This window comes from Avibacterium sp. 21-599, assembly GCF_026226765.1.
GTDB lineage: Bacteria > Pseudomonadota > Gammaproteobacteria > Enterobacterales > Pasteurellaceae > Avibacterium.
Genome location: NZ_JAKKOB010000002.1, coordinates 145,189 through 165,618 on the forward strand (window position 1 = coordinate 145,189; position 20,430 = coordinate 165,618).

The window sequence follows — 20,430 nt, forward strand, 5'->3', positions numbered from 1 at the left end:
TAAAAAGGCACGAATTATTTCGTGCCTTTTTGTTATCATTCGGGATCAAAATTGATCGCCCCAGAATAATTAAGTTGCCGCCACGCTTCATAAACCGCTACCGCAACAGAATTAGATAAATTCATACTGCGGCTATTTTCTGTCATTGGAATGCGAATTTTTTGTTCCATTGGCATTTCATCTAAAATTGCCATTGGAATACCACGGGTCTCTGGCCCAAACATTAAATAATCCCCAGCTTGAAACGAAACTTGGCTATGTGCTAAGCGCCCTTTGGTTGTCATTGCAAATAAGCGTTTAGGCTGTTCTGTGGCAAGAAAATCCGCAAAGGTTTTGTGCTTTTTAATTTCGGCAAATTCATGATAATCCAAGCCAGAACGGCGCAAACGTTTATCATCCCAAGTAAAGCCAAGTGGCTCAATTAAATGCAAACGAAATCCCGTGTTCGCACATAGGCGAATAATATTTCCTGTATTTTGGGGAATTTCTGGCTCATATAATACAATATCTAGCATCATTTTTTTCTCGTTCAATTTTCGTGTGCGAATTTTACCGCTGAATAATGAAAGATCAAAATAATAAAAAAAGCACCGCACTTTAATATAAAGCCCTCACAAGGAGGGCTTAATATTAGGCAGAAACGTTTTTTGTTTTAAATAGCGTGCAGAGCATCATCATTGCTAAGGTTGGCAATAACCACGTTAGGCCTTCCTGATGGAGCGGTATATGCGCTAATAGGTTCTGAATAAAGTGCGGTAATAATTCCATATTTTTTAGGCTATCGGTTACGCTAAATAAGGCGGTAATCCCCATAATAAAGTTGTACCCTGTGCGACTAATGCCTAACTTATGACGTAATAACTGCATTACAACCAGCATAATGGCGATAGGATAAATTAATAACAATGCTGGAATGGTAACGCGTAATAACGTGTTCAATCCTGTTTCAGAAATAATAATGGTACAAATGGTAAATAGCACCACGAAGAAGGTGTAATTTAAACGAGGATGGAATTTTGAAAAATAATCCGCACAAGCACTGGTGACGCCGACAAGGGTTGTTAAGTTCGCTAACAGCACGATAGCACTCATAATCCAAGATCCTTCACGCCCAAATAACGCATTCACATATTGCGCAAACAGTTGTCCACCATTACTTGATGTTTGAGCCACTTGTTCACCCGTCGCGCCTAAATAGAAGAGACATAAGTAAAGTAAACTCAATAACACCACTGAGACAGCGCCCGCCGTCAGGGTATAACGTAAAATCGCGCGTTTATTTGAAACCCCTTTCACCGCTAATGCCCGTGCGACAATGCCGCCAAATGCCATTGCGGAAAGCACGTCCATTGTTTGATAGCCACCAATCAACCCCGTTGCAATCGCAGAATGATCTTTATAAGCCTGACTTGGCTCAACAATATCTGAAAGCGGCGCATTCACCACTTCAAACCCAACAATGGTTAATAGCACCAGTAATGCAGGCGCCATAAATTTACCAATACTAGAAATCATTGTACTGCGCCCTAGCATAAAACTCATTCCGATTAAGTTAAATACCGTCACAAAAATAATATGGGAATACTCACCAGACAATAAATTCAAGGGCTGCCACGCCATTTCATAGGCAACATTTGTAACTCTTGGCATTGCAAAGGTTGAGCCAATGACTAAATATAAAATTGTCCAGAACGCCACCTGAGCCCACTTAGGTAAATCGAGGGAAAGTTCTTCCCCACAGCCTTTTAAGGTTACGACAATTAAGGTAATAAAAGGCATAAGTACGCCTGTTAATAGAAACCCTAACGCCCCCCAAAACCACAGACTTCCAGCATAATATCCTTCCATTGGTGGAAAAATAATATTCCCAGCACCTAAGAAGAGAGAAAAAATCATCATTCCCAAAATCGCAACATCTTTTCCAGATAACATTTTATTAACCTCTTAAAACTCAGCATTTAATATTATATTAATAAATAATCAAAATGATTTTCCACTAGAAAATGGGAAAGTTATAGAGTTTTATGATTTTATTGTCAAGCGGGAGAGGGGATTTCTCAGGAATTCGCGTGGAGAATATTAAAATCACTTAAAAATAAGGGGAAATTTTTGACAAAATTTAAATATACAAGAAAAATAAAAAAGGAATGATGTTTAACCCTCATTCCTTTACTGAATAAAAACGATCAAAGCGTTTTAACAAATTGCTTCAAATAAGCACTAAATTCACTGCCCAGTTTAGGATGATTTACGCCATATTCCACAAAAGCTTGCATATAGCCTAATTTATCACCACAATCGAAATTCCCCCCAGTCTGATGAAAGGCTTCAACCTCTTCTTTTTCAATTAACATATCGATGGCATCTGTTAATTGAATTTCATCCCCCACACCAATAGGGGTTTTAGCTAATAAATCCCAAATGCTCGCTGAGAAAACATAACGCCCCACCACAGCCAGATTAGAAGGAGCATCTTCCACCGCGGGTTTTTCTACGATTCGTTTAATCTTTGCACTTTCACCCGGGTTAAACTGCACACCTTGGCAATCTACGATACCATAGCTACTAATATCCTGTTCAGAAACTGGCTCAACTAAAATTTGGCTCGCATTGGTTTCTTTAAAACGTTTGATCATTGCCGCCAGATTTTCTTTGTGTTGATCTGCACTGAAATCACTTAATAACACATCAGGTAACACGACCGCAAAAGGGGCATCCCCTACCACTGGACGTGCGCAGAATACGGCGTGTCCTAAACCTTTGGCGTTACCTTGACGAACGTGCATAATGGTAACATCTTTCGGGCAAATGGAACGGACTTCTTCTAATAACTGGCGTTTTACCCGTTTTTCCAGCATTGTTTCCAGCTCAAAAGAGGTGTCAAAGTGGTTTTCAATCGCATTTTTAGAAGAGTGGGTAACCAGGACAATTTCTTTTATCCCCGCTGCGGCACACTCATTCACTACATATTGGATCAAGGGTTTATCCACTAACGTCAGCATTTCTTTAGGGATGGCTTTTGTCGCAGGTAACATTCGCGTACCAAGACCTGCAACAGGAATAATGACTTTCATTGGTTTTCCTTTTCTAAAATTTCTAAAAAAACAACCGCACTTTAATAATATTTAATGATAGGGTTGTCGTGAAAATAGCAAAGCGGCTATCTCGGATAGCCACGTTGATATGCGACACCATAAACCAAAGTGCGGTGCTTTTTTACATATTATTGACGTAATAACGCCAGAATTTCTTCGGTTTTTTCTGTCATTAATTGCTTATCACCGCGTGTTTCAAGGTTTAAGCGTACGACTGGCTCCGTGTTTGAGGTACGCAAATTGAAACGCCAAGTAGGATATTCAATACTAATACCATCAATTTCATTGACTGAAATAGCATCTTTTTCATAGGCCGCTCGTACACGTGCAATCGCCGCCTTAGCATCCGTCAGTTTGCTATTAATTTCGCCCGGTGATGGGAAAGTATTAATGCTTTCGTTCACTAATTCACCAAGAGACTTGCCTGTGGTACAAACTAATTCCATTACGAGTAACCAAGGGATCATTCCACTATCGCAATAGAAGAAATCACGGAAATAGTGATGCGCGCTCATTTCCCCACCATAGATAGCATCAACAGCACGCATTTTTTCTTTAATGAAAGAATGGCCAGATTTAGACAATACTGCCTCACCGCCATTTTCTTCCACTAATTTGATGGTATTCCAAATCAGGCGTGGATCATAAATGATTTTCGCCCCTTTATTTTTTTGCAAGAAAGCTTGACCAAGCAACCCAACAATATAGTAACCTTCAATAAAATGGCCTTTTTCATCAAATAAGAAACAACGATCAAAGTCGCCATCAAAAGCAATCCCCATATCTGCATTATGCGCAAGCACCGCATCAATAGTATCTTGACGATTTTCGTGCAAAATGGGGTTTGGAATCCCATTTGGGAATGTGCCATCTGGATTATTATGCACTTTCACAAATTCCACTGGCACGCGTTTTGCTCGGAATTGCGCTTCAATCGCATCAATAACGTGTCCTGCTGCGCCATTTCCTGAGTTAATCACCAATTTCATTGGTTTTAAATTATCTAAATTGATATAAGACAATAAATGCTCAACGTAATCACCTAACACGGAAAGTTGCTTATACTCTCCTCGTTTTTCTACAGGTGGAAAATGATTTTCCTCTGCTAAACGCTGAATATCCGCAAGTCCTGTATCCGCACTAATTGGACGCGACCCCTCACGCACCAATTTTAAGCCGTTATAATCCATTGGATTATGGCTTGCGGTAACTTCAATTCCGCCATCGGCTTTAAGAAAAGAAGTGGCGAAGTAAACTTCCTCAGTTCCCGTTTCACCCAAATCAATGACGTTCACGCCAGAATCTAATAAGCCATTTGTGACGGCACTTTTTAATTCTTTACTGGTTAAACGCACATCACCACCAACAACGATAGTTTTAGGCTTTAAAAACTGTCCAAATGCTCGACCAATGCGATAGACAATATCCACATTCAATTCATCGCCTAAACGACCACGAATATCATACGCTTTAAAACAAGTTAATTTACCCATAACATCCACTTCCTTTTCCTAATTAAGATGATTGCTCATCTTTTGCTTCTCTAATACGTTGGTAAATTTCTTCTCGATAGACAGATACTTCTTTTGGTGCATTCACACCAACTTTAATCTGATTACCACGAACACTTAATATCGTAATAGAAATCTCATCACCAATGAGTAAGCTTTCGCCAACTTTTCTGGTTAAGATTAGCATACAACCTCCTCATTTCCTTTCTTCGACATCCCTATCGATCATTTACCCCTTATATCCTAGGGTACATCTCCCCAAAATATTACCGTACTTACGCTCACAACGTGATGACTGAAATGCAAAGTTGTGAGCTACGACACAAAATTTTTATTTTATAAGTGAGAATTTAGCCATTCAGAACAAACAGCAAGGGCTTTCTCTGCATTTTCAGGCTGTGAGCCACCAGCCATTGCCATATCTGGACGACCGCCGCCTTTACCGCCTACTTGTTGTGCCATTAGATTAACTAACTCACCCGCTTTTACTTTTGCAGTTAAATCCGCTGTTACACCAACAACTAAATTGACTTTACCGTCAAAGACAGAAACAAAGGCAATCACGGCTGAACCGAGTTGATTTTTTAAATCATCAACCATCACACGCAGTGATTTTGTTTCCATACCGTCGAGTTGCTGTAATACCACAGAAACGCCGTTAATTTTCACCGCACTTTTTGCAATATCCGATCCAGCTTGCATTGCCGCTTTTTCTTTTAATTGCTGCAATTCTTTTTCCGCTTTTTTCGCTTTATCTTGCAATTGGTGAATTTTATCCGTCAGTGAGGAAACATCAGATTTCAATAAATCTGCACTTTGATTTAACACACCAAGCTGTTGGTGAAGCCAATCAATCGCAGTTTCTCCCGTTACGGCTTCAATACGGCGAATTCCTGCCGCAATTGCACTTTCACTGATGATTTTGAATAACCCAATTTCACCTGTATATTGGGCGTGAATTCCGCCACAAAGTTCAATAGAAAAATCGCCCATTGTCAAAACACGCACTTGTTCGGCGTATTTTTCGCCAAATAATGCCATTGCGCCTTTTGCTTTCGCAGCCTCTAGGTCCATAATGTCAGTTTGAATAGGGTGATTCGCACGCACTTGTTGGTTGACTAATTTTTCCACTTCAAACAATTGTGCTTTAGAAATGGCTTCAGGTTGCGCAAAATCAAAGCGTAATAAATTGTCTGACACCAATGAGCCTTTTTGTGCAACGTGGTTACCCAACACTTGGCGTAATGCGGCGTGTAATAAGTGAGTGGCACTGTGGTTTAAGGAAATTTGTTTACGACGTGCTACATCCACCACGGCATTTACCGATTGTCCAACACTTAACGTGCCTTCGGCTAATTCACCAATATGCCCAAACACTTGACCATATTTTTGCGTGTCTGTGACGTTAAATAAGACATTTTGCCCTTCTAAACGCCCCGTATCCCCCACTTGACCGCCAGATTCTGCATAAAATGGCGTATTTTCTAAAATGACTACCGCACGTTGCCCTGCGCTAATTTGTTCTACGGATTTTCCCTCACAGAAAAGTGCGGTGATTTTTGCGAGACTTTCTGATTCGCTATAACCTTCAAACGCCGTTGAACCGTCCACACGGATAACGTTGTTATAATCCATACCAAACTGACTTGCCGACTGCGCACGTTGGCGTTGTGCTTCCATTTCACGTTCAAAGCCCGCTTCATCAATCACGATATTGCGTTCACGGCACACATCTGCGGTAAGATCCAATGGGAAACCAAAGGTATCATAAAGTTTGAAGGCAACTTCACCAGAAAGCACGTTATCTTTCACTTGGCTTAACGCCTCATCTAATAACGCTAAGCCACGCTCTAAGGTACGTGCAAATTGTTCTTCTTCTAAGCGTAAGATTTTTTCGATATGTGCTTGATTTTCTTTAATCTCTTTACCTGCTTCAGCCATCACCTCTGCAAGGGTTGGCACAAGTTTGTAGAAAAAGGCATCTTTCGCACCAAGTAAATGCCCGTGGCGCACTGCTCGGCGAATAATACGGCGTAACACATAACCTCGCCCTTCATTAGAAGGCAACACGCCGTCTGCAATTAAATAAGCACAAGAGCGAATGTGATCGGCGATGACACGTAAGGATTTATTGGTTAAATCTTTCTCCCCCGTTAATTCTGCCGCTTTTGCAATCAATACTTTGAAAATATCAATATCATAGTTGGAATTAACGTGTTGTAATACCGCCGTAATACGCTCTAACCCCATTCCTGTATCCACTGACGGTTTTGGCAATTTTTCCATCGTGCCATCTGCTTGGCGGTTAAACTGCATAAATACGATATTCCAGATTTCAATATAGCGATCGCCATCTTCTTCTGGTGAACCCGGTGGACCTCCCCAAATGTGATCACCGTGATCGTAGAAAATTTCTGTACAAGGACCACAAGGACCTGTATCACCCATTTGCCAGAAGTTATCCGAAGCATAAGGGGCGCCTTTGTTATCGCCGATACGAATAATACGCTCTGCTGGCACGCCTACTTGTTTATGCCAAATATCATAGGCTTCATCATCGGTTTCATATACGGTTACCCAAAGTTTTTCTTTTGGTAAGCCTAACCACGCGCTTGAAGTTAAATATTCCCAAGCAAAAGTGATCGCATCTTGTTTGAAATAATCGCCAAAGCTGAAATTACCTAACATTTCAAAAAACGTATGATGGCGCGCGGTATAACCCACATTTTCTAAATCATTATGTTTTCCACCTGCACGCACACAACGTTGAGCGGTGGTTGCACGGGTATAAGCGCGTTTATCTAAACCAAGAAATACATCTTTAAATTGGTTCATTCCTGCATTGGTGAATAATAATGTGGGATCATTTTCTGGAACCAGTGAACTACTTGGGACAATTTGATGCCCTTTACTATGAAAAAAATCAAGAAATGATTTTCTAATTTCTGCGGTTGTTTTCATTAAATTGCCTTATTTTATCTTCATTAAATTCGTTACGAATCTTGCTATTTTGGCACATTTTTAACATTTAGAAAAAACTTTTTTCAATTCCCAAAATAAAAAGGATCTGCACTTTTTCCGATGATGTTTTTCATCGCCAAAGTACAGATCACAAATCAGAATAAATCAGCTAAATCGCTATTCTTCGCGTAATGGAACAACTAACATATCAACATTAATTGTGTTCATCACTTGGCGAGTGGAAGACATCAATTTACTCCAAAAATCTTGGTGATGACCTGTCACCAATAAATCCACATCATATTTATCAATGGCATCCGCTAAAACCTGCCCTAAATCACCGCTACCACTTAGTTTCTCTGAAACAGGATAGCTAGATTGCTCCGCTAATTGAACTAAGGCTTGATGGGTTTCGGTGGAAATACGATCCTGCATTGAAGACATATTCACATCAATTAACCCCGTATAAAGATCAGAGAAGTTTACATCAACGTGGATAATGGATAACTTCGCCTCATTGCGTTTGGCAACGCCTGCCGCTTTTTCCACCAAGAATGCACTTTCTTCAGAAAGATCAACAGCAACTAAAATGTGTTTATACATAACTAACTCCTTATTATCTTAGAGGTTAATCAATTTCTTTTGGTGTAATACTAGCACTAGTCAAATAAAAAAAATTTGCACTTGATCACGTTTTAGAAAAAACATTTATTTTTATTTGTAAAAAAATCGCAATTCGCCATAAAATTTTACTTAAGCCCACTAAACATTGTGCTATTATCGCCCCATTTCTTGCGTGCCAACCCTGATACATAAAGGATAAAAATGAACTATTCTATTCAAGATTTTGTACAACTCATTGCCAAATTGCGTGATCCAAATGGAGGCTGTCCTTGGGATCTTGAACAAACCTATCAAACAATGATCCCCCACTTATTAGAAGAAAGCTATGAAGTGGTGGAAGCAATCGAACAACAAAATACGGACAATTTACGCGAAGAACTCGGCGATTTATTGCTCCAAGTGGTCTTTTTCAGCCAACTTGCCAAAGAAGATAATTTATTCACCTTTGATGAGGTTATCAATGAGGTGGCAGAAAAAATTTTGCGTCGCCATCCACACGTTTTCGGTGAAGCAAAAGCACACAACGAGCAAGAAGCCCTGCGTCATTGGAATACAATCAAAGCACAAGAAAATAAAAACAAAGCCTACCAATCCATTTTGGATAATGTTCCCCAATCTTTCCCCGCCTTAATGCGCGCAGAAAAATTACAGAAACGCTGTGCAAAAGTCGGCTTTGATTGGGATAACATCCAACCTGTTATGGCTAAAGTGCAAGAAGAACTACAAGAGGTGCAAGCTGAACTTGCTCGTCCACAACAAGAACAAGCAAAAATTGAAGAAGAAATTGGTGATTTACTTTTTGCTGTGGTGAATTTAAGCCGCCATCTGCATTGCTCCCCAGAAGAAGCCTTACGCAAAGCGAATCAAAAATTTGAACGTCGTTTTCGTCAAGTGGAAACGCGTGTTAAACAACAAGGTAAATCGTTGCAAAGCAGCACACTGACAGAACTCGACCGATTATGGGACGATGTGAAAAAACAAGAAAATTGCTAAAAAAGCACCGCACTTTTTCATTGAGTATAAGATGTCTTGGTGCTTACCTATTCTCCAAGGTGTCAAATGCGACTTCTTTTGAGGATAAGAGGTATATTGGAAGATTTTAAAATGTTGTGCTAATGGCAAGTCTTATCACGTTAGCTTGTTATGAGTAATATCTGATACTACTCATAACAAGCTACGTTATTTCAATGTGAAACAGAAATAATCAACGCCCCAAATATCGTCATCTTTGCTTAATAACCCCTTTGCACGACGGGTAAGAAAATTTAGGATACAACAACGGAACGTCGTCTTATCGCTAAAACACCATCAATGATGATCAAGCCCATTCCAATCATTAACGATAAAAAGAGCGGGTAATTTTCTGCGTCAATATTTTCCCCAATAAACAACGAAACGGCGAGCATCATTATCGGTTCGGCGTAACCTAATAGTCCTAGCACATTAATTGGCAATAGACTGCTTGCCATAATGTAAGCATTAAAGGCTATGCCACTGAGTAAGCCGAGTAGAAATAATAAAGACAAAATATGGGGATTCACCAACTGCACTTCTGCAATGTTTACTTGAGTGGCAAAATAGATACACACGGGTAAGGTCAGAACCATTTCAATGGCGAAGCTGGTAATATCATTGAGCTTAAACCATTTTCGCATCATAAAATAAATGGCATAGCCACACACCGCAAGGCTTTCCCAAGAAAGCCCTCCTTTGCTATAAATGTTAAAACCAATACCGATTGCGGCGATGATAATGGCAAGAAATTTAAGTGGGGAGATGCGTTCTTTAAAGAAAATCCGCCCAGCTGCCACTAAAACAAGAGGTAATAGCAAATAACCAAGGGAAACACTCAATGCACCTCCATTGTTTGGCGCCCACAAAAAAAGCCACATTTGAAACCCCATCATACTGCCATTAAATAAGAAAACAAGTAGTAACCAAGGATCGCGTTTAATTCGTTTTAAGTGAGCGATCAGCATATATTTTTGGCGGAAAATAAACACCGCTGCAATCACAAAAGGCGCAGTAAAAACAACACGATAGCCAAAAATATCTTCGCCACTTAATGGAAGTAATAACGTGGAAAAGTAATAAATGTAGCCAAATAGCATTGAAGCCAAAAGTGAAAAGCCAATCCCTTTTAACATAACCCACCTAAATTTAAATGAAATGATAACTGCACTTTACTCTAACATTTGCCAAAATGCACGAACTAAGGGCAAATTTAAACGGTTCTTTTGCATACAAAGCCCTAAATCAAAAGGCTGTACTGGCGTATCAATGGTTAATGTTGAAACCTGTGAATTAAGTGGGCTATTTTCGATCACGACATCAGGCAATAAGGCGACACCACAACCGAGCGCCACCATTGAGACAATTCCTTCGTGTCCTGATACTGTCGCATAGATTGTGGGATGTTTAATTTTTTTCTGCTGAAACCATTGATCAATTCGCTGTCTAGCAGGCCCTTCTACGGGCAAAATAAAGGGAACTTTTTGCCAATCGATAGGCATTTGCTGCAATAATTGCGTGGTTGCGCAGGCAACGCGTGGCGCAATGAGGGAAAGGGTGATAGCATCAATATAATGAAACATGACATTTTGTGGTAAATGCGCAGGTCGCCCCGCTAAAGCTAAATCCACTTGCTGGCGCTGGATCATTTCTAATGCTTGGGCAGGATCACCCGTAGTGAGCTGAATTTCTACTTTGGGGTAACGCAAACGAAATTTTTCTAACATTTGGGGCAAATGGCTATACGCGGCAGTAACCGAACAAAATAGCCTTAATTCACCTTGTAATTCTTGCTGATTGGTATGAAATTGCTGTTTTAAAGATAACCATTGTTGCCATTGTTGATAAGCAAATTGTAAAAACAACTCCCCAGCGGGTGTGAGAGAAACCTTACGATTATCGCGTAATAACAAGGTTTCCCCTAACGCCTCTTCAATCCGTTTAATTTGCCGTGAAAGGGTAGAAGGCGACATATAATGCTGTTCTGCTGTTTTGGCAAAATGTTTATTTTCAGCTAAATCAATAAATAGTTTAAGATCTTGAAATTCCATTAAGTTTTTCTCAATAAAAAGAGGTTTTATTGCAGAGGATTCATCTGTGTGTTTCCTAATGATAGGAATGATAAGATTAAGTGGGTAAACATATAGATCTGTACTTACCAAAATTTGTAAAAAAATCACCGCACTTAACTTTCTACGGTGTATTACTATACATCCTTATTAAGATTAACGCAGAAAAATTTAGGTCGAATTAGAGAGATTTTGGAGGGAATTGAATAGGTAGACTAGACGTATCCTCAATTTAATATTTGATATAACGTTGTGATTTAAAGGACTTTATGTATTACGACACGCTTTGAAAAATTAGCTCGCAACTTTAAATCTAGGGGCTGTCCTAGATAACGACTAAAAACTCTGTTTAGGTTAAAATGACCAAATGAGAAAAAGTTGCTTAAGTCAGCATAAACAAAATAAACTCATTGAGCTGTTTGTCGTAGGTGTTACCGCAATAACAGCAGCTGAGCGAGTAAATGTAAACAAAACGACGGCAGCGTATTACTTTCATCGCTTACGATTGCTTATTTATCAAAACAGCTCCCATTTGGAAATGTTTGATGGCGAAATTGAAGCCGATGAAAGCTATTTCGGTGGCATTCGCAAAGGCAAACGAGGGCGAGATGCAGCAGGTAAAACGGCTGTATTTGGGCTTTTAAAGCGCAATGGTAAGATTTACACCGTCGCGGTGCCAAATACCCAATCCGCGACATTGTTGCCAATCATTCGCGAGCAAGTAAAGCCTGATAGTATTGTTTAGACTGATTTCTACCGAAGTTATGATGTACTTGACGTGAGTGAATTTAACCATTTTCGTATCAATCACAGTACACACTTTGCAGAAAAACAAAATCACATTAACGGAATTGAGAATTTCTGGAATCAAACGAAACGCCATTTACGCAAGTTTAACGGTATTTCGAAAGCTCATTTTGAGCTTTATTTGAAGGAATGCGAATAGCGTTTTAATAACAGTAACTTAAAATCTCAAATTTCTATTTTAAAACAATTAGTTAAAGGGAGTTTAGCCTAGTTATCTCTAGGACAGCCCCATTATTATTCTTTCGTAATGAGCGGAGGTGAGCCGTTGTAAAAGCAACCACATATTTAACAGACAGACGCATCTGTGGAAATGATTATATTGACGCACTGGCAAAGCGTCTGAATATGAGCCGAAGCACCTTTACCCGCCATTTTCGCCAAGCCACAGGTGTGTCTTTGACCGAGTGGCTGATTGCCCTGCGTCTTCAGCGTGGACGGGAACTGTTAGAAAGCACGGATTTGGGCATTGAACACATTGCAAGCGAAATCGGCTTTCACTCTGCCACCGCCTTTCGTCAGCATTTTAGAAAAAAGCACCGTATCAGCCCGAGAGCGTGGTGGAGGTTTTTTTGTGAGGTTTTTTGGTAAAATAAAATGGTATGCTGTTGAATATATTTAGATATATTGTGTTATCATTTTTCAAATATCTCTTTCTTTTAATACGTCTAAGAAATTGTATACAACTCAAAGGAGGTTGGAGATTTTAATAATAAATATTTTTTCAAGTTGAATTAGCTGGGTTAACTTTATAATTTTTAAGGGATTTTAAATGTCGAATACTTTGTTTTTAGTAAAATACGATGGTAATGAAGAATATTATGATGATACTTCGAAGACTTTGGAAAAAGTGACTTTAAAAGATCATATTTATGAAAGGTTGGAGCCTTATTTAATAGAGAAGATGATCTATGAATCCAAAGGTTCAGACGATATGTTTTCACAAAAATATATAGATAGCAATAAGATTGCTGATATTATTAATGATATTTTAATACCTGAGTGTGTTAGAGAAAGCGAGAAGATAGATAAGCAACTGATTACTAGTGATACCGAATCCAAAATCCTATCATTTGGAGATTTGGCTAGTATATTAAAGATATTTACCCTTAAGCGCGATAATTATAGTGATAATCAAGACGTATTGTTGATGGTAGGATAGGATATGAGTAATAAAGGTAAAAAGGGAGAAATGATAGTTTCTGAAATCGTATCAAAAATGGGGCGAGTTGACGGCTCGTCAGTTGACTTCAAACGTCCTTCGATAACCAATACAGCCGATAATGGGATAGATTTATGGCTTACGCACAATGAAGATCATTTGCGTGAAATGGTTGAAATATCGCAAGGATGTAGATCTGATTTTTCAGATCCAAAAAGTTATGAAGGTAAGAAAATAGATACAAGAATAGATGTAAAGTCTTACTCTGGAAAAATAAATAAACCTGTCGCAGAGAAATTTGTTTCTGATATTGCAAAATCTCCTTTAATAGAAGGGCATTTACTCATAGGAGGACAGGGATTAACAAAGGGAGCTAAAGATGTATTGGAAAATGCAACAGATAATTACCCTAAGAAAAAAATTGGGTATATATCAAGTGAAGGAGTCGAAAGAATCAAAAAAGCAGTAGATAGACAATTAAACCACCAAGATGATAAAAAAATAGGATATTAATGATGACTTGGTTATGAAATATAATTTGATGGCATATGCGTTATAGGGAGAGTTATTTTTGATTTAGGGGGTAGTCAGTGTAACCATTTTTGTGCCAAAAAAGTATTTCTTTTACTATATTGTTTACATAACACCATATTCCCTCTAATCATATTTTTATCAATTACTCCCCAAGCCCCTCCACCAAAAAATCCGCCACATCACGTACGCTTTGGCTATGGCGGACATCTTCGTGCATGATGAGATAAAGTGGTGTGCTAAGGCTTGGCATGGTGGTAAGTGCGGTCATCGCTTCTGTGCGGTAATCACAAGGCAAAAGCCCAATGCCAAGTTTGTGGACAATGGCGGTCTGCATTATCTGAAAATCATTGCACACAAAGCAAACAGGCTTTTCCGCCAGCTGCTCCTCCACCCATTTGGCCTGCGTACCGCCTAAGTGCAAGCCCAGATATTGCCACGCGTCTTTGGGCGTGTCGGCAAGATAATCTTGATGCCCATACCAGCGGTAATCAATATTGCATAGACGGCGGGCAACAAGGTCGTTTTGCTCGGGCAGGGTAATCCTTAGGGCAATGTCTGCCTGACGCTGATGCAGGCTGCTTAAGGTCGGGTCGCTGGTCAATACCAAGCGAATATGAGAAAAACGCTGATAAAAGAGCGGCAACAGCGGGGCAATCAAGGCATGGGCAACAAAGGGCGAAACCGACAGCAACACCTCGCTGACCGCCTGCTGGCTATCTTCGGCGGTTTGGCGGAACTGGCGGATATTAAATTGCAGTTTTTTCGCTTCAGGATAAAGCCGTTCCCCTGCTGCCGTGAGCAAATAGCGTTTATTGATGCGGTCAAAAAGATGTAGATTGAGCTGTTTTTCCAAGCGTTCAATACGGCGGGCGACCGTGCTGTGCTCTACACCCAAAGCCTCGGCGGTGGCGGTGAGCGTCTGTTTTTCAACCAGCAATAAAAAATAGTGAATATCGTTCCAATCAAGTCGCATAAGAATGTGCATAAATCGTCATTGTTTTGCATTTTATCCATATTATTGAACAATAACAAGCGGTAAAATAACCCCACATCAAATAATTTTTGGAGAAAAAACCATGAAAAAACCGCTGATTACCGCCGTCTTACTGTTTGGATTGACCGCTTTGCCTGCGATGGCACAGCCCGTCCATCAGCCCAAAGCCAACCCCGTTCCCATGCAAAAAACACAGGTTGCAGGCTACTTTCGCCAAATGGTCGGCGATTACGAAGTTACCGCCCTTTATGACGGCGTAGGCAATCTGGACACCGCCCTGATGGCAAAACACACCGACCTTAGCGAACAAACACTCAACCAACTGCTTGATGATGCCTTTGTTCCCCGAACCCATCTTGGCGGCATGGAAGGCACCATCATCGGCTTTTTAATCAACACAGGCCGCCACCTTATCCTCATTGATGCAGGCAAAGGCGAAGTCCAAGCCCCCATCTTTTTGGACAAACAAGGACGGCTCATTGACAGCCTGCGCGCCTCAGGCTACCGCCCCGAACAAATTGACATCATCTTGCCCACCCACATGCACGCCGACCACCTAAACGGCATCGTCCACAAAGGCAAACGCACCTTCAAAAATGCAACCCTCTATCTGGCAGAACAAGAAAAAGCCTTTTGGCTTGACACCCCCATAAACATGCTGCCTGAAACCGTCCGCCCCTATGTTGAACTGGCACGCCAAGCCGTCCAACCCTATGCCAAAGCAGGGCGGGTCAAATACTACCCATCGGGCAAAGAAATCTTTGAAAACCTAACCGCCATACCGCTCTTTGGGCATACCGCAGGGCATAGCGGCTTTCTCATTGAATCCAAAGGCGAAAAACTGCTCATTTGGGGCGACCTCATGCACAGCCCAGCCATACAAATGCCGCACCCAGAAGTCGCCATAGACTTTGATGCCAATGCCGAGCAAGCCCGAAAAACCCGTCAGACCATGCTCAAAAACATCGTGGCGGAAAAAACACTCATCGCAGGTGCACATCTGCCATTTCCAGGGCTTGGACACCTACAAAAAGACGGCGAAGGCTACCGCTTTATCCCCGTACAATACCGCCCCCTTGACCAACACTAAACACCTAAGGAGAACACCATGAACGACCGTTACGCACCGCTTTTTACCCCCTTTACCCTTAATAACGGCATCACCATCAAAAACCGCCTTGCCGTTGCCCCGATGACCCACTTCGGAGCCAACCCAGACGGCAGCCTAGGCGAAGAAGAAGCCCACTTTATTGAAGGCAGAGCCGCTGACTTTGGACTCTTCATCACCGCCGCCACCCTTGTCGCCGAAAACGGCAAAACCTTTCCTGGCCAGCCCCACGCCATCGGACAAGAAAACCTGCCACGGCTGACCGCCCTTGCCGAACGGATTAAAAAACAAAACGCCAAAGCCATCTTACAAATCCACCACGGCGGAGCACGTGCAGCAGACTTTGGACTCATCAAACACCCCCTTGCCCCAAGTGCCATCAACCAAGCCAAAGCCCTAGAAGACAGCGAAATTCACGCCATCATCAACGCCTTTGGACAAGCCACCGAACTTGCCCTGCAAGCAGGCTTTGACGGCATAGAAATCCACGGTGCCAACGACTACCTATTGCAACAATTTTACTCAGCCAAAACCAACCGCCGCACCGACCAATGGGGCGGCAGCCCAGAAAACCGCATGCGGTTTCCACTTGCCGTGATTGACGCTGCCGTTGCGGCCAAACAACGCCATCAGCGAGACGACTTCATCATCGGCTACCGCTTCTCACCCGAAGAAGCAGGCGAAGACGGGCTCACCATGCACGATACCTTGCAGCTCATCGACCGCCTCATTGACAAACCCCTGCAATACCTACACGTATCCCTATGGGACTTCTACAAAAAAGCCCGCCGAGGTGCCGACACAAACCAAAGCCGCATGCAGCTTATCCACGAACGCATTGGCGGCAAACTCCCGCTTATCGGCGTAGGCAACCTCTTTACCGCAGACGACCTCATCGCCGCCTACCAAACAGGCTGGGCAGAATTTTTGGCCGTAGGCAAAGCCTCGCTCATCAACCCAAACTTTGCCACCCTCATCAAAACAGGCAAAGAAGAGCAAATACAAACCGCCATTGACCTCGAAAGAAAAACCGCCTACCGCTACCCAGAAGCCCTATGGCAACAGCAGCTGCAAGGCCCGTCATGGCTGCCGCCGCTAAAAGGTGCCGACTGGCAGCCAAGAGATGTGTAAGCGGTGATGGGATAAAGAGATGGTGTTAGAAAGGGCTGCCTGAAAGCGAAATGTAAGTTTTCAGGTAGCCTTTTTGATCGATATTTTAAGTCAACTTAATAAAAAACATTGAAGGTATTTAAGGTTTTATATTTTAATAAACTGCATTGGTAGCAAGCCAAACCTTTGTCGTATTGTCTCTATAGAAATGGTTGATATATCTACACCAATCCATCTCCTTTTTAATGATTGTGCCGCCCATAATGTAGAACCGCTACCTGCAAAACAATCTAATATAATTGAATCTGGATTAGATGATTGCTTAATCAACATTTCCAACATACTTATATTTTTCTCAGTCGGATAAATTGGATAAATTGGGTCTTTATATTCCCAAATATCTTGAATTTTTTTACCTTTATGTTCATCTGCAAATTTTTTTATACGAGGCACGCCATTTTTTGACCACTCTATCAAACCTTGTTTATCTAACTTATCTAATTCATCAGGTGAGCAACGCCAATGTCTTCCTTTCGGAGGCAGCATTCCACGCCACGTTTTTCCAGTTACGCCATTTTGTGTTTCTCCAGGTGCATGAACAGGAACAGTATTATATCTCCTGCCATTTTCATCAATTTTCTTGAACATTTTTATTTTATCTTCTTCATTTAAAGGGGAAGTAACTTGATTAAAAATATTTTTCTTATTATTTTTTGTATAGAATAAAACCATATCTTTTTCATTGCCAAATGCTCGCCGTGAAAAATTTTTAGGATTAGATTTGATTCTTGCAATATCATTTCTAAAGTTTTCTATACCAAATACTTCGTCCATAATTATTTTCAAATAATGTCCAACTTTACTATCAATATGTAAATAAATAGAGCCATTTTGTGATAATAACTCACGTATTAATATCAAACGTTCACGCATCAACTCTATGTAATATTCTATAGGTAGGCTATCAGAATAAGCTGTTGTACCATAATTGGTTCGGCTAATGGTACTTGCCCGATTATCTGAAATTGTAAAAACTTGTTGTGTATTATATGGTGGATCTATATAAACTAAATCTATTTTTTCACGGTAACCGCTATTAAGTAATATTGATAATGCTATTTTATTATCCCCATGAAATAAAATAGGAAGGTGTTCATCTAGTTTTATTGGCTCAATATGATTGATTTCTGCCAAAATTTCATTTTCAGTTTTTTTATCTGGATAAGTAAGATGCATAATATGTTATACCGAAAATAAATAATCACGTAATAAAACAGCTGTAATAATAACTTGATCATCTGAAAAATTTTTTAACTCAGAAAACATTTTGTTTTTACCTGAGATATATAGAACACCATCTAAAATAGCGATGGTTTTAACTTTATATTTGGACGCCTTTAATGGTGCTTTCATTGTGGCAATAGCATCATTAAACTGTGCATTTTGGTGTCCGCCAAAATCAGTTAAGAATTTTGCTTCTCCAATAATTATTGTTTGATTAAACTTGGCAATAAAGTCTAATCCCTTATTATGTTGATACCCTAAATGTGTTTTAGCAAAGTTTTCCATAACTTTATCACTTGCGTTAAAAACTATATTATCCTGATACTGTAGAAAACAATCGATGTCATCTGTAACGGGAACTCCTAACGCTCCATTTGAAATCCATTTTTTGAATAGCGGACCAATTTGTCGATTGGTTTCTTTAGGTACAGTTGTTTTATTTAAAATTTCATCAAATCCCATTTCAATCAGCATGCCAGATAAGCGACTAACTGTTGCTGGATTGCGATTAATTGCTGTTTTATCTCTTTTTAGATAAGCAACATAACTATCTTTAATTGGAAAAATCTCTTGTTTTAATAGTATATCAAGTAATTTCTTACCATCTTTGTTATCAAGATGTTTACGAATTTCATCTTGTGTACTTTGTGTTAGTTCACGGCGTAAATTAACTGACATGGGATATATACGGTAAAGTAGATCTAGGTAATTACTTTGAGTTGCCAAGTCAATACTTTTCTGCGTCCAAATATTCATTTTGTTACCTTTTAAAGTTAAAAGTTTTGTTCTAAAATTCTACAATTTATTTGTCTTACGGTACAGGCAATATGTTATTGGTACAAGTCAGTTTCTTGAATTTTCTATTAATATGGCCTTTTGATTATATTTCAACATGTTGTTCTTAATGTCTGTTTGTTTTTTTACCCTGATAATCAAAAATCAATCATTGCCTACATGTGTTTGATTTTACCTCAATTGCCAAGAAAAATCTGAATCTAACCTCGTTAAGTGTCCTTTAATTTACTCTTTAGGGAAAATTTTTCTACTGATTCGGGTGAAAATTTACGTATCAAATAAATTGTTATTCTTTCAATCAGGCTACCTAAAAATCCTAAAACATTCAGGCAGCCTTTTTATTTGATGTTTAGCGTTTATTTCATGTATTTATCGATAAACGGCAAGATTTTTTCAGGATAACGCCCAAAGTAGTTGTAGCCGTCTTTAAAGCGGTAAGGTGTGTTTTCAATCCACAGCAATTCTTTTTCTTTAGCACCCAATAAATCAAAGGTTTTTTGACTGTCTTCTGGGTTGCGTGTCCAAGCGTCATCTTTGACCTGCACAATCAGGGTTGGCATTTTCACAGCGTGTGCCCATAAATGCGGAGTCATTTCTGCCATGGTGAAGCCGCCCATTTTCAGCAATTCCAAATCAATCAGCGGCTGATATTGATGCACGCCTTGCAGCTCTGAAAACGCATCGTAAATCGCCGCCATTGAGACCACCATCGGGCTGACCATACAGCGGACATTTTCAAACAATTCAGGGCGTTCCATAATCGCACGGTACTGTGAATTACCGCCCATACATTGGCTGTATAACGCCACTTTCATTTTAGAAAGTTCAGGGTGGGCATCGACAAATGCTTTCACGCCGACACAGTCCCGCCATTCCCAGTTGCCAATGCCGCATACGCCGCCGTTGGCTGCTGCACTGTTGCCGTGGTTGCGGATATCGTAAGTCAAAACGTTGTAGCCAGCATCGGTCAAGTGTTTGTATTGGATAACAAAATCAATCTCTACCGCATCAAAGCCCGCCCAAGGCAGACCAAAATGGCCAGGGAAACCTGCACGGCACATCGGCAAGGCGTGGTTAAAAATCACGAGTTTGTCGCTCATACCGCCTTTGGCTGGGATAAACCACGCTTCAAGCGGTGTACCGTCATTAGACGGAATCACCCATTCTTCAAAAGGCATATCGTAAGCCGCTGGTGTTTTGAAAATAAAACTACGCAGCGGACGCACAATGCTTGCCAAACCTTTGACTTTTTCATGGTCTTCAGGTGAGATGGTTTTTTCTTGCTCAAGTGCCAAAGCGAGACGTTCGGCAGACATACGGTTGCTTAGCATAAGGTTTCCTTCTATTGTATTGAAAAACTGGATTATA

The 20,430-nt window shown here is 40.5% G+C and carries 18 protein-coding genes and 2 pseudogenes; 7 read left to right on the forward strand and 13 right to left on the reverse strand.

Translation table 11 applies throughout. The features are described 5' to 3' along the window. Nucleotides 1-35: 35 nt before the first annotated feature. The 7 genes from trmL to uspA form a co-directional block, all read right to left on the reverse strand. Nucleotides 36-515, reverse strand: coding sequence for a tRNA (uridine(34)/cytosine(34)/5-carboxymethylaminomethyluridine(34)-2'-O)-methyltransferase TrmL (gene trmL / locus L5B83_RS10595; RefSeq protein ID WP_250351623.1), 480 nt, complete (start codon nt 513-515; stop codon nt 36-38). Between the two features lie 115 nt (nt 516-630). Beyond that, on the reverse strand, nt 631-1,932 hold the full coding sequence (brnQ, locus tag L5B83_RS10600; protein WP_265778499.1) for a branched-chain amino acid transport system II carrier protein: 1,302 nt from the start codon (nt 1,930-1,932) through the stop codon (nt 631-633). A 254-nt stretch (nt 1,933-2,186) separates the two neighbouring features. After that, nucleotides 2,187-3,074 (reverse strand): UTP--glucose-1-phosphate uridylyltransferase GalU, encoded by an 888-nt coding sequence (gene galU / locus L5B83_RS10605; protein WP_265778500.1) that lies wholly within the window; start codon nt 3,072-3,074, stop codon nt 2,187-2,189. 149 nt (nt 3,075-3,223) lie between these two features. Then, nucleotides 3,224-4,588: a phosphomannomutase CpsG gene (locus L5B83_RS10610; RefSeq protein WP_265778501.1), complete on the reverse strand. Its 1,365-nt coding sequence runs from the start codon at nt 4,586-4,588 to the stop codon at nt 3,224-3,226. Nucleotides 4,589-4,610: 22 nt separating this feature from the next. Continuing rightward, complete coding sequence (gene csrA, locus L5B83_RS10615) at nt 4,611-4,793, reverse strand: carbon storage regulator CsrA (protein ID WP_103854347.1); 183 nt, start codon at nt 4,791-4,793, stop codon at nt 4,611-4,613. Between the two features lie 149 nt (nt 4,794-4,942). Next, complete coding sequence (alaS, locus tag L5B83_RS10620) at nt 4,943-7,567, reverse strand: alanine--tRNA ligase (RefSeq protein WP_265778502.1); 2,625 nt, start codon at nt 7,565-7,567, stop codon at nt 4,943-4,945. Between the two features lie 177 nt (nt 7,568-7,744). Then, a complete protein-coding gene (gene uspA / locus L5B83_RS10625) occupies nt 7,745-8,170 on the reverse strand; it encodes a universal stress protein UspA (protein WP_250351281.1) in 426 nt (141 codons plus the stop codon). Between the two features lie 222 nt (nt 8,171-8,392). Between uspA and mazG the strand changes: the two genes are divergently transcribed. Then, on the forward strand, nt 8,393-9,184 hold the full coding sequence (gene mazG / locus L5B83_RS10630) for a nucleoside triphosphate pyrophosphohydrolase (RefSeq protein WP_265778503.1): 792 nt from the start codon (nt 8,393-8,395) through the stop codon (nt 9,182-9,184). Between the two features lie 272 nt (nt 9,185-9,456). On the opposite strand, the gene rarD is transcribed toward mazG, so the two are convergent. Together rarD and ilvY are read right to left on the reverse strand one after the other, a co-directional pair. Continuing rightward, the gene (gene rarD, locus L5B83_RS10635) at nt 9,457-10,338 is read right to left on the reverse strand and encodes an EamA family transporter RarD (RefSeq protein ID WP_265778504.1); all 882 of its coding nucleotides are present in this window, start codon (nt 10,336-10,338) and stop codon (nt 9,457-9,459) included. A 36-nt stretch (nt 10,339-10,374) separates the two neighbouring features. Then, complete coding sequence (gene ilvY, locus L5B83_RS10640) at nt 10,375-11,253, reverse strand: HTH-type transcriptional activator IlvY (RefSeq protein ID WP_250351211.1); 879 nt, start codon at nt 11,251-11,253, stop codon at nt 10,375-10,377. 385 nt (nt 11,254-11,638) lie between these two features. Here ilvY and L5B83_RS10645 point away from each other — a divergent pair. From L5B83_RS10645 to L5B83_RS10660, 4 genes and pseudogenes are all read left to right on the forward strand, one after another. Then, a pseudogene (locus L5B83_RS10645) lies at nt 11,639-12,289 on the forward strand (IS1595 family transposase). A 110-nt stretch (nt 12,290-12,399) separates the two neighbouring features. Continuing rightward, nucleotides 12,400-12,666 (forward strand): annotated as a pseudogene (locus tag L5B83_RS10650) (helix-turn-helix domain-containing protein); the annotation flags it as partial. A 181-nt stretch (nt 12,667-12,847) separates the two neighbouring features. Continuing rightward, nucleotides 12,848-13,237, forward strand: coding sequence for a hypothetical protein (locus tag L5B83_RS10655; RefSeq protein WP_265778505.1), 390 nt, complete (start codon nt 12,848-12,850; stop codon nt 13,235-13,237). A 3-nt stretch (nt 13,238-13,240) separates the two neighbouring features. After that, nucleotides 13,241-13,750 carry a hypothetical protein gene (locus L5B83_RS10660; protein WP_265778506.1) on the forward strand — a complete coding sequence of 170 codons (510 nt, stop codon included), beginning with the start codon at nt 13,241-13,243 and terminating at the stop codon, nt 13,748-13,750. A 163-nt stretch (nt 13,751-13,913) separates the two neighbouring features. On the opposite strand, the gene L5B83_RS10665 is transcribed toward L5B83_RS10660, so the two are convergent. Continuing rightward, nucleotides 13,914-14,756, reverse strand: coding sequence for a LysR family transcriptional regulator (locus L5B83_RS10665; protein WP_265778507.1), 843 nt, complete (start codon nt 14,754-14,756; stop codon nt 13,914-13,916). A 91-nt stretch (nt 14,757-14,847) separates the two neighbouring features. On the opposite strand from L5B83_RS10665, the gene L5B83_RS10670 reads away from it, so the two are divergent. Both L5B83_RS10670 and L5B83_RS10675 read left to right on the forward strand, forming a co-directional pair. Then, entirely contained in the window at nt 14,848-15,855 is a 1,008-nt protein-coding gene (locus L5B83_RS10670; protein WP_265778508.1) for an MBL fold metallo-hydrolase, read from the forward strand. A gap of 18 nt (nt 15,856-15,873) precedes the next feature. Then, entirely contained in the window at nt 15,874-17,004 is a 1,131-nt protein-coding gene (locus L5B83_RS10675; RefSeq protein WP_265778509.1) for an NADH-dependent flavin oxidoreductase, read from the forward strand. 126 nt (nt 17,005-17,130) lie between these two features. Here L5B83_RS10675 and L5B83_RS10680 read toward each other — a convergent pair whose 3' ends face one another. The 3 genes from L5B83_RS10680 to L5B83_RS10690 all read right to left on the reverse strand — a co-directional run bounded on the left by L5B83_RS10680 (nt 17,131) and on the right by L5B83_RS10690 (nt 20,393). Then, nucleotides 17,131-18,219: a site-specific DNA-methyltransferase gene (locus tag L5B83_RS10680; RefSeq protein WP_265778510.1), complete on the reverse strand. Its 1,089-nt coding sequence runs from the start codon at nt 18,217-18,219 to the stop codon at nt 17,131-17,133. A 6-nt stretch (nt 18,220-18,225) separates the two neighbouring features. Next, a complete protein-coding gene (locus tag L5B83_RS10685) occupies nt 18,226-19,023 on the reverse strand; it encodes a hypothetical protein (protein WP_265778511.1) in 798 nt (265 codons plus the stop codon). A gap of 395 nt (nt 19,024-19,418) precedes the next feature. Beyond that, a complete protein-coding gene (locus L5B83_RS10690; protein WP_265778512.1) occupies nt 19,419-20,393 on the reverse strand; it encodes an alpha/beta hydrolase family protein in 975 nt (324 codons plus the stop codon). Nucleotides 20,394-20,430 lie beyond the last annotated feature (37 nt).

Excerpts from the sequence above, each read along its gene's own strand:
- ilvY (WP_250351211.1), bottom strand. The coding sequence starts at position 11,253 with ATGGAATTTCAAGATCTTAAACTATTTATTGATTTAGCTGAAAATAAA.
- trmL (WP_250351623.1), bottom strand. The coding sequence starts at position 515 with ATGCTAGATATTGTATTATATGAGCCAGAAATTCCCCAAAATACAGGA.
- L5B83_RS10675 (WP_265778509.1), top strand. The coding sequence starts at position 15,874 with ATGAACGACCGTTACGCACCGCTTTTTACCCCCTTTACCCTTAATAAC.
- alaS (WP_265778502.1), bottom strand. The coding sequence starts at position 7,567 with ATGAAAACAACCGCAGAAATTAGAAAATCATTTCTTGATTTTTTTCAT.
- L5B83_RS10610 (WP_265778501.1), bottom strand. The coding sequence starts at position 4,588 with ATGGGTAAATTAACTTGTTTTAAAGCGTATGATATTCGTGGTCGTTTA.
- L5B83_RS10655 (WP_265778505.1), top strand. The coding sequence starts at position 12,848 with ATGTCGAATACTTTGTTTTTAGTAAAATACGATGGTAATGAAGAATAT.
- L5B83_RS10690 (WP_265778512.1), bottom strand. The coding sequence starts at position 20,393 with ATGCTAAGCAACCGTATGTCTGCCGAACGTCTCGCTTTGGCACTTGAG.
- mazG (WP_265778503.1), top strand. The coding sequence starts at position 8,393 with ATGAACTATTCTATTCAAGATTTTGTACAACTCATTGCCAAATTGCGT.
- L5B83_RS10665 (WP_265778507.1), bottom strand. The coding sequence starts at position 14,756 with ATGCACATTCTTATGCGACTTGATTGGAACGATATTCACTATTTTTTA.
- L5B83_RS10660 (WP_265778506.1), top strand. The coding sequence starts at position 13,241 with ATGAGTAATAAAGGTAAAAAGGGAGAAATGATAGTTTCTGAAATCGTA.
- uspA (WP_250351281.1), bottom strand. The coding sequence starts at position 8,170 with ATGTATAAACACATTTTAGTTGCTGTTGATCTTTCTGAAGAAAGTGCA.
- L5B83_RS10685 (WP_265778511.1), bottom strand. The coding sequence starts at position 19,023 with ATGAATATTTGGACGCAGAAAAGTATTGACTTGGCAACTCAAAGTAAT.
- L5B83_RS10670 (WP_265778508.1), top strand. The coding sequence starts at position 14,848 with ATGAAAAAACCGCTGATTACCGCCGTCTTACTGTTTGGATTGACCGCT.
- brnQ (WP_265778499.1), bottom strand. The coding sequence starts at position 1,932 with ATGTTATCTGGAAAAGATGTTGCGATTTTGGGAATGATGATTTTTTCT.
- galU (WP_265778500.1), bottom strand. The coding sequence starts at position 3,074 with ATGAAAGTCATTATTCCTGTTGCAGGTCTTGGTACGCGAATGTTACCT.
- csrA (WP_103854347.1), bottom strand. The coding sequence starts at position 4,793 with ATGCTAATCTTAACCAGAAAAGTTGGCGAAAGCTTACTCATTGGTGAT.
- L5B83_RS10680 (WP_265778510.1), bottom strand. The coding sequence starts at position 18,219 with ATGCATCTTACTTATCCAGATAAAAAAACTGAAAATGAAATTTTGGCA.
- rarD (WP_265778504.1), bottom strand. The coding sequence starts at position 10,338 with ATGTTAAAAGGGATTGGCTTTTCACTTTTGGCTTCAATGCTATTTGGC.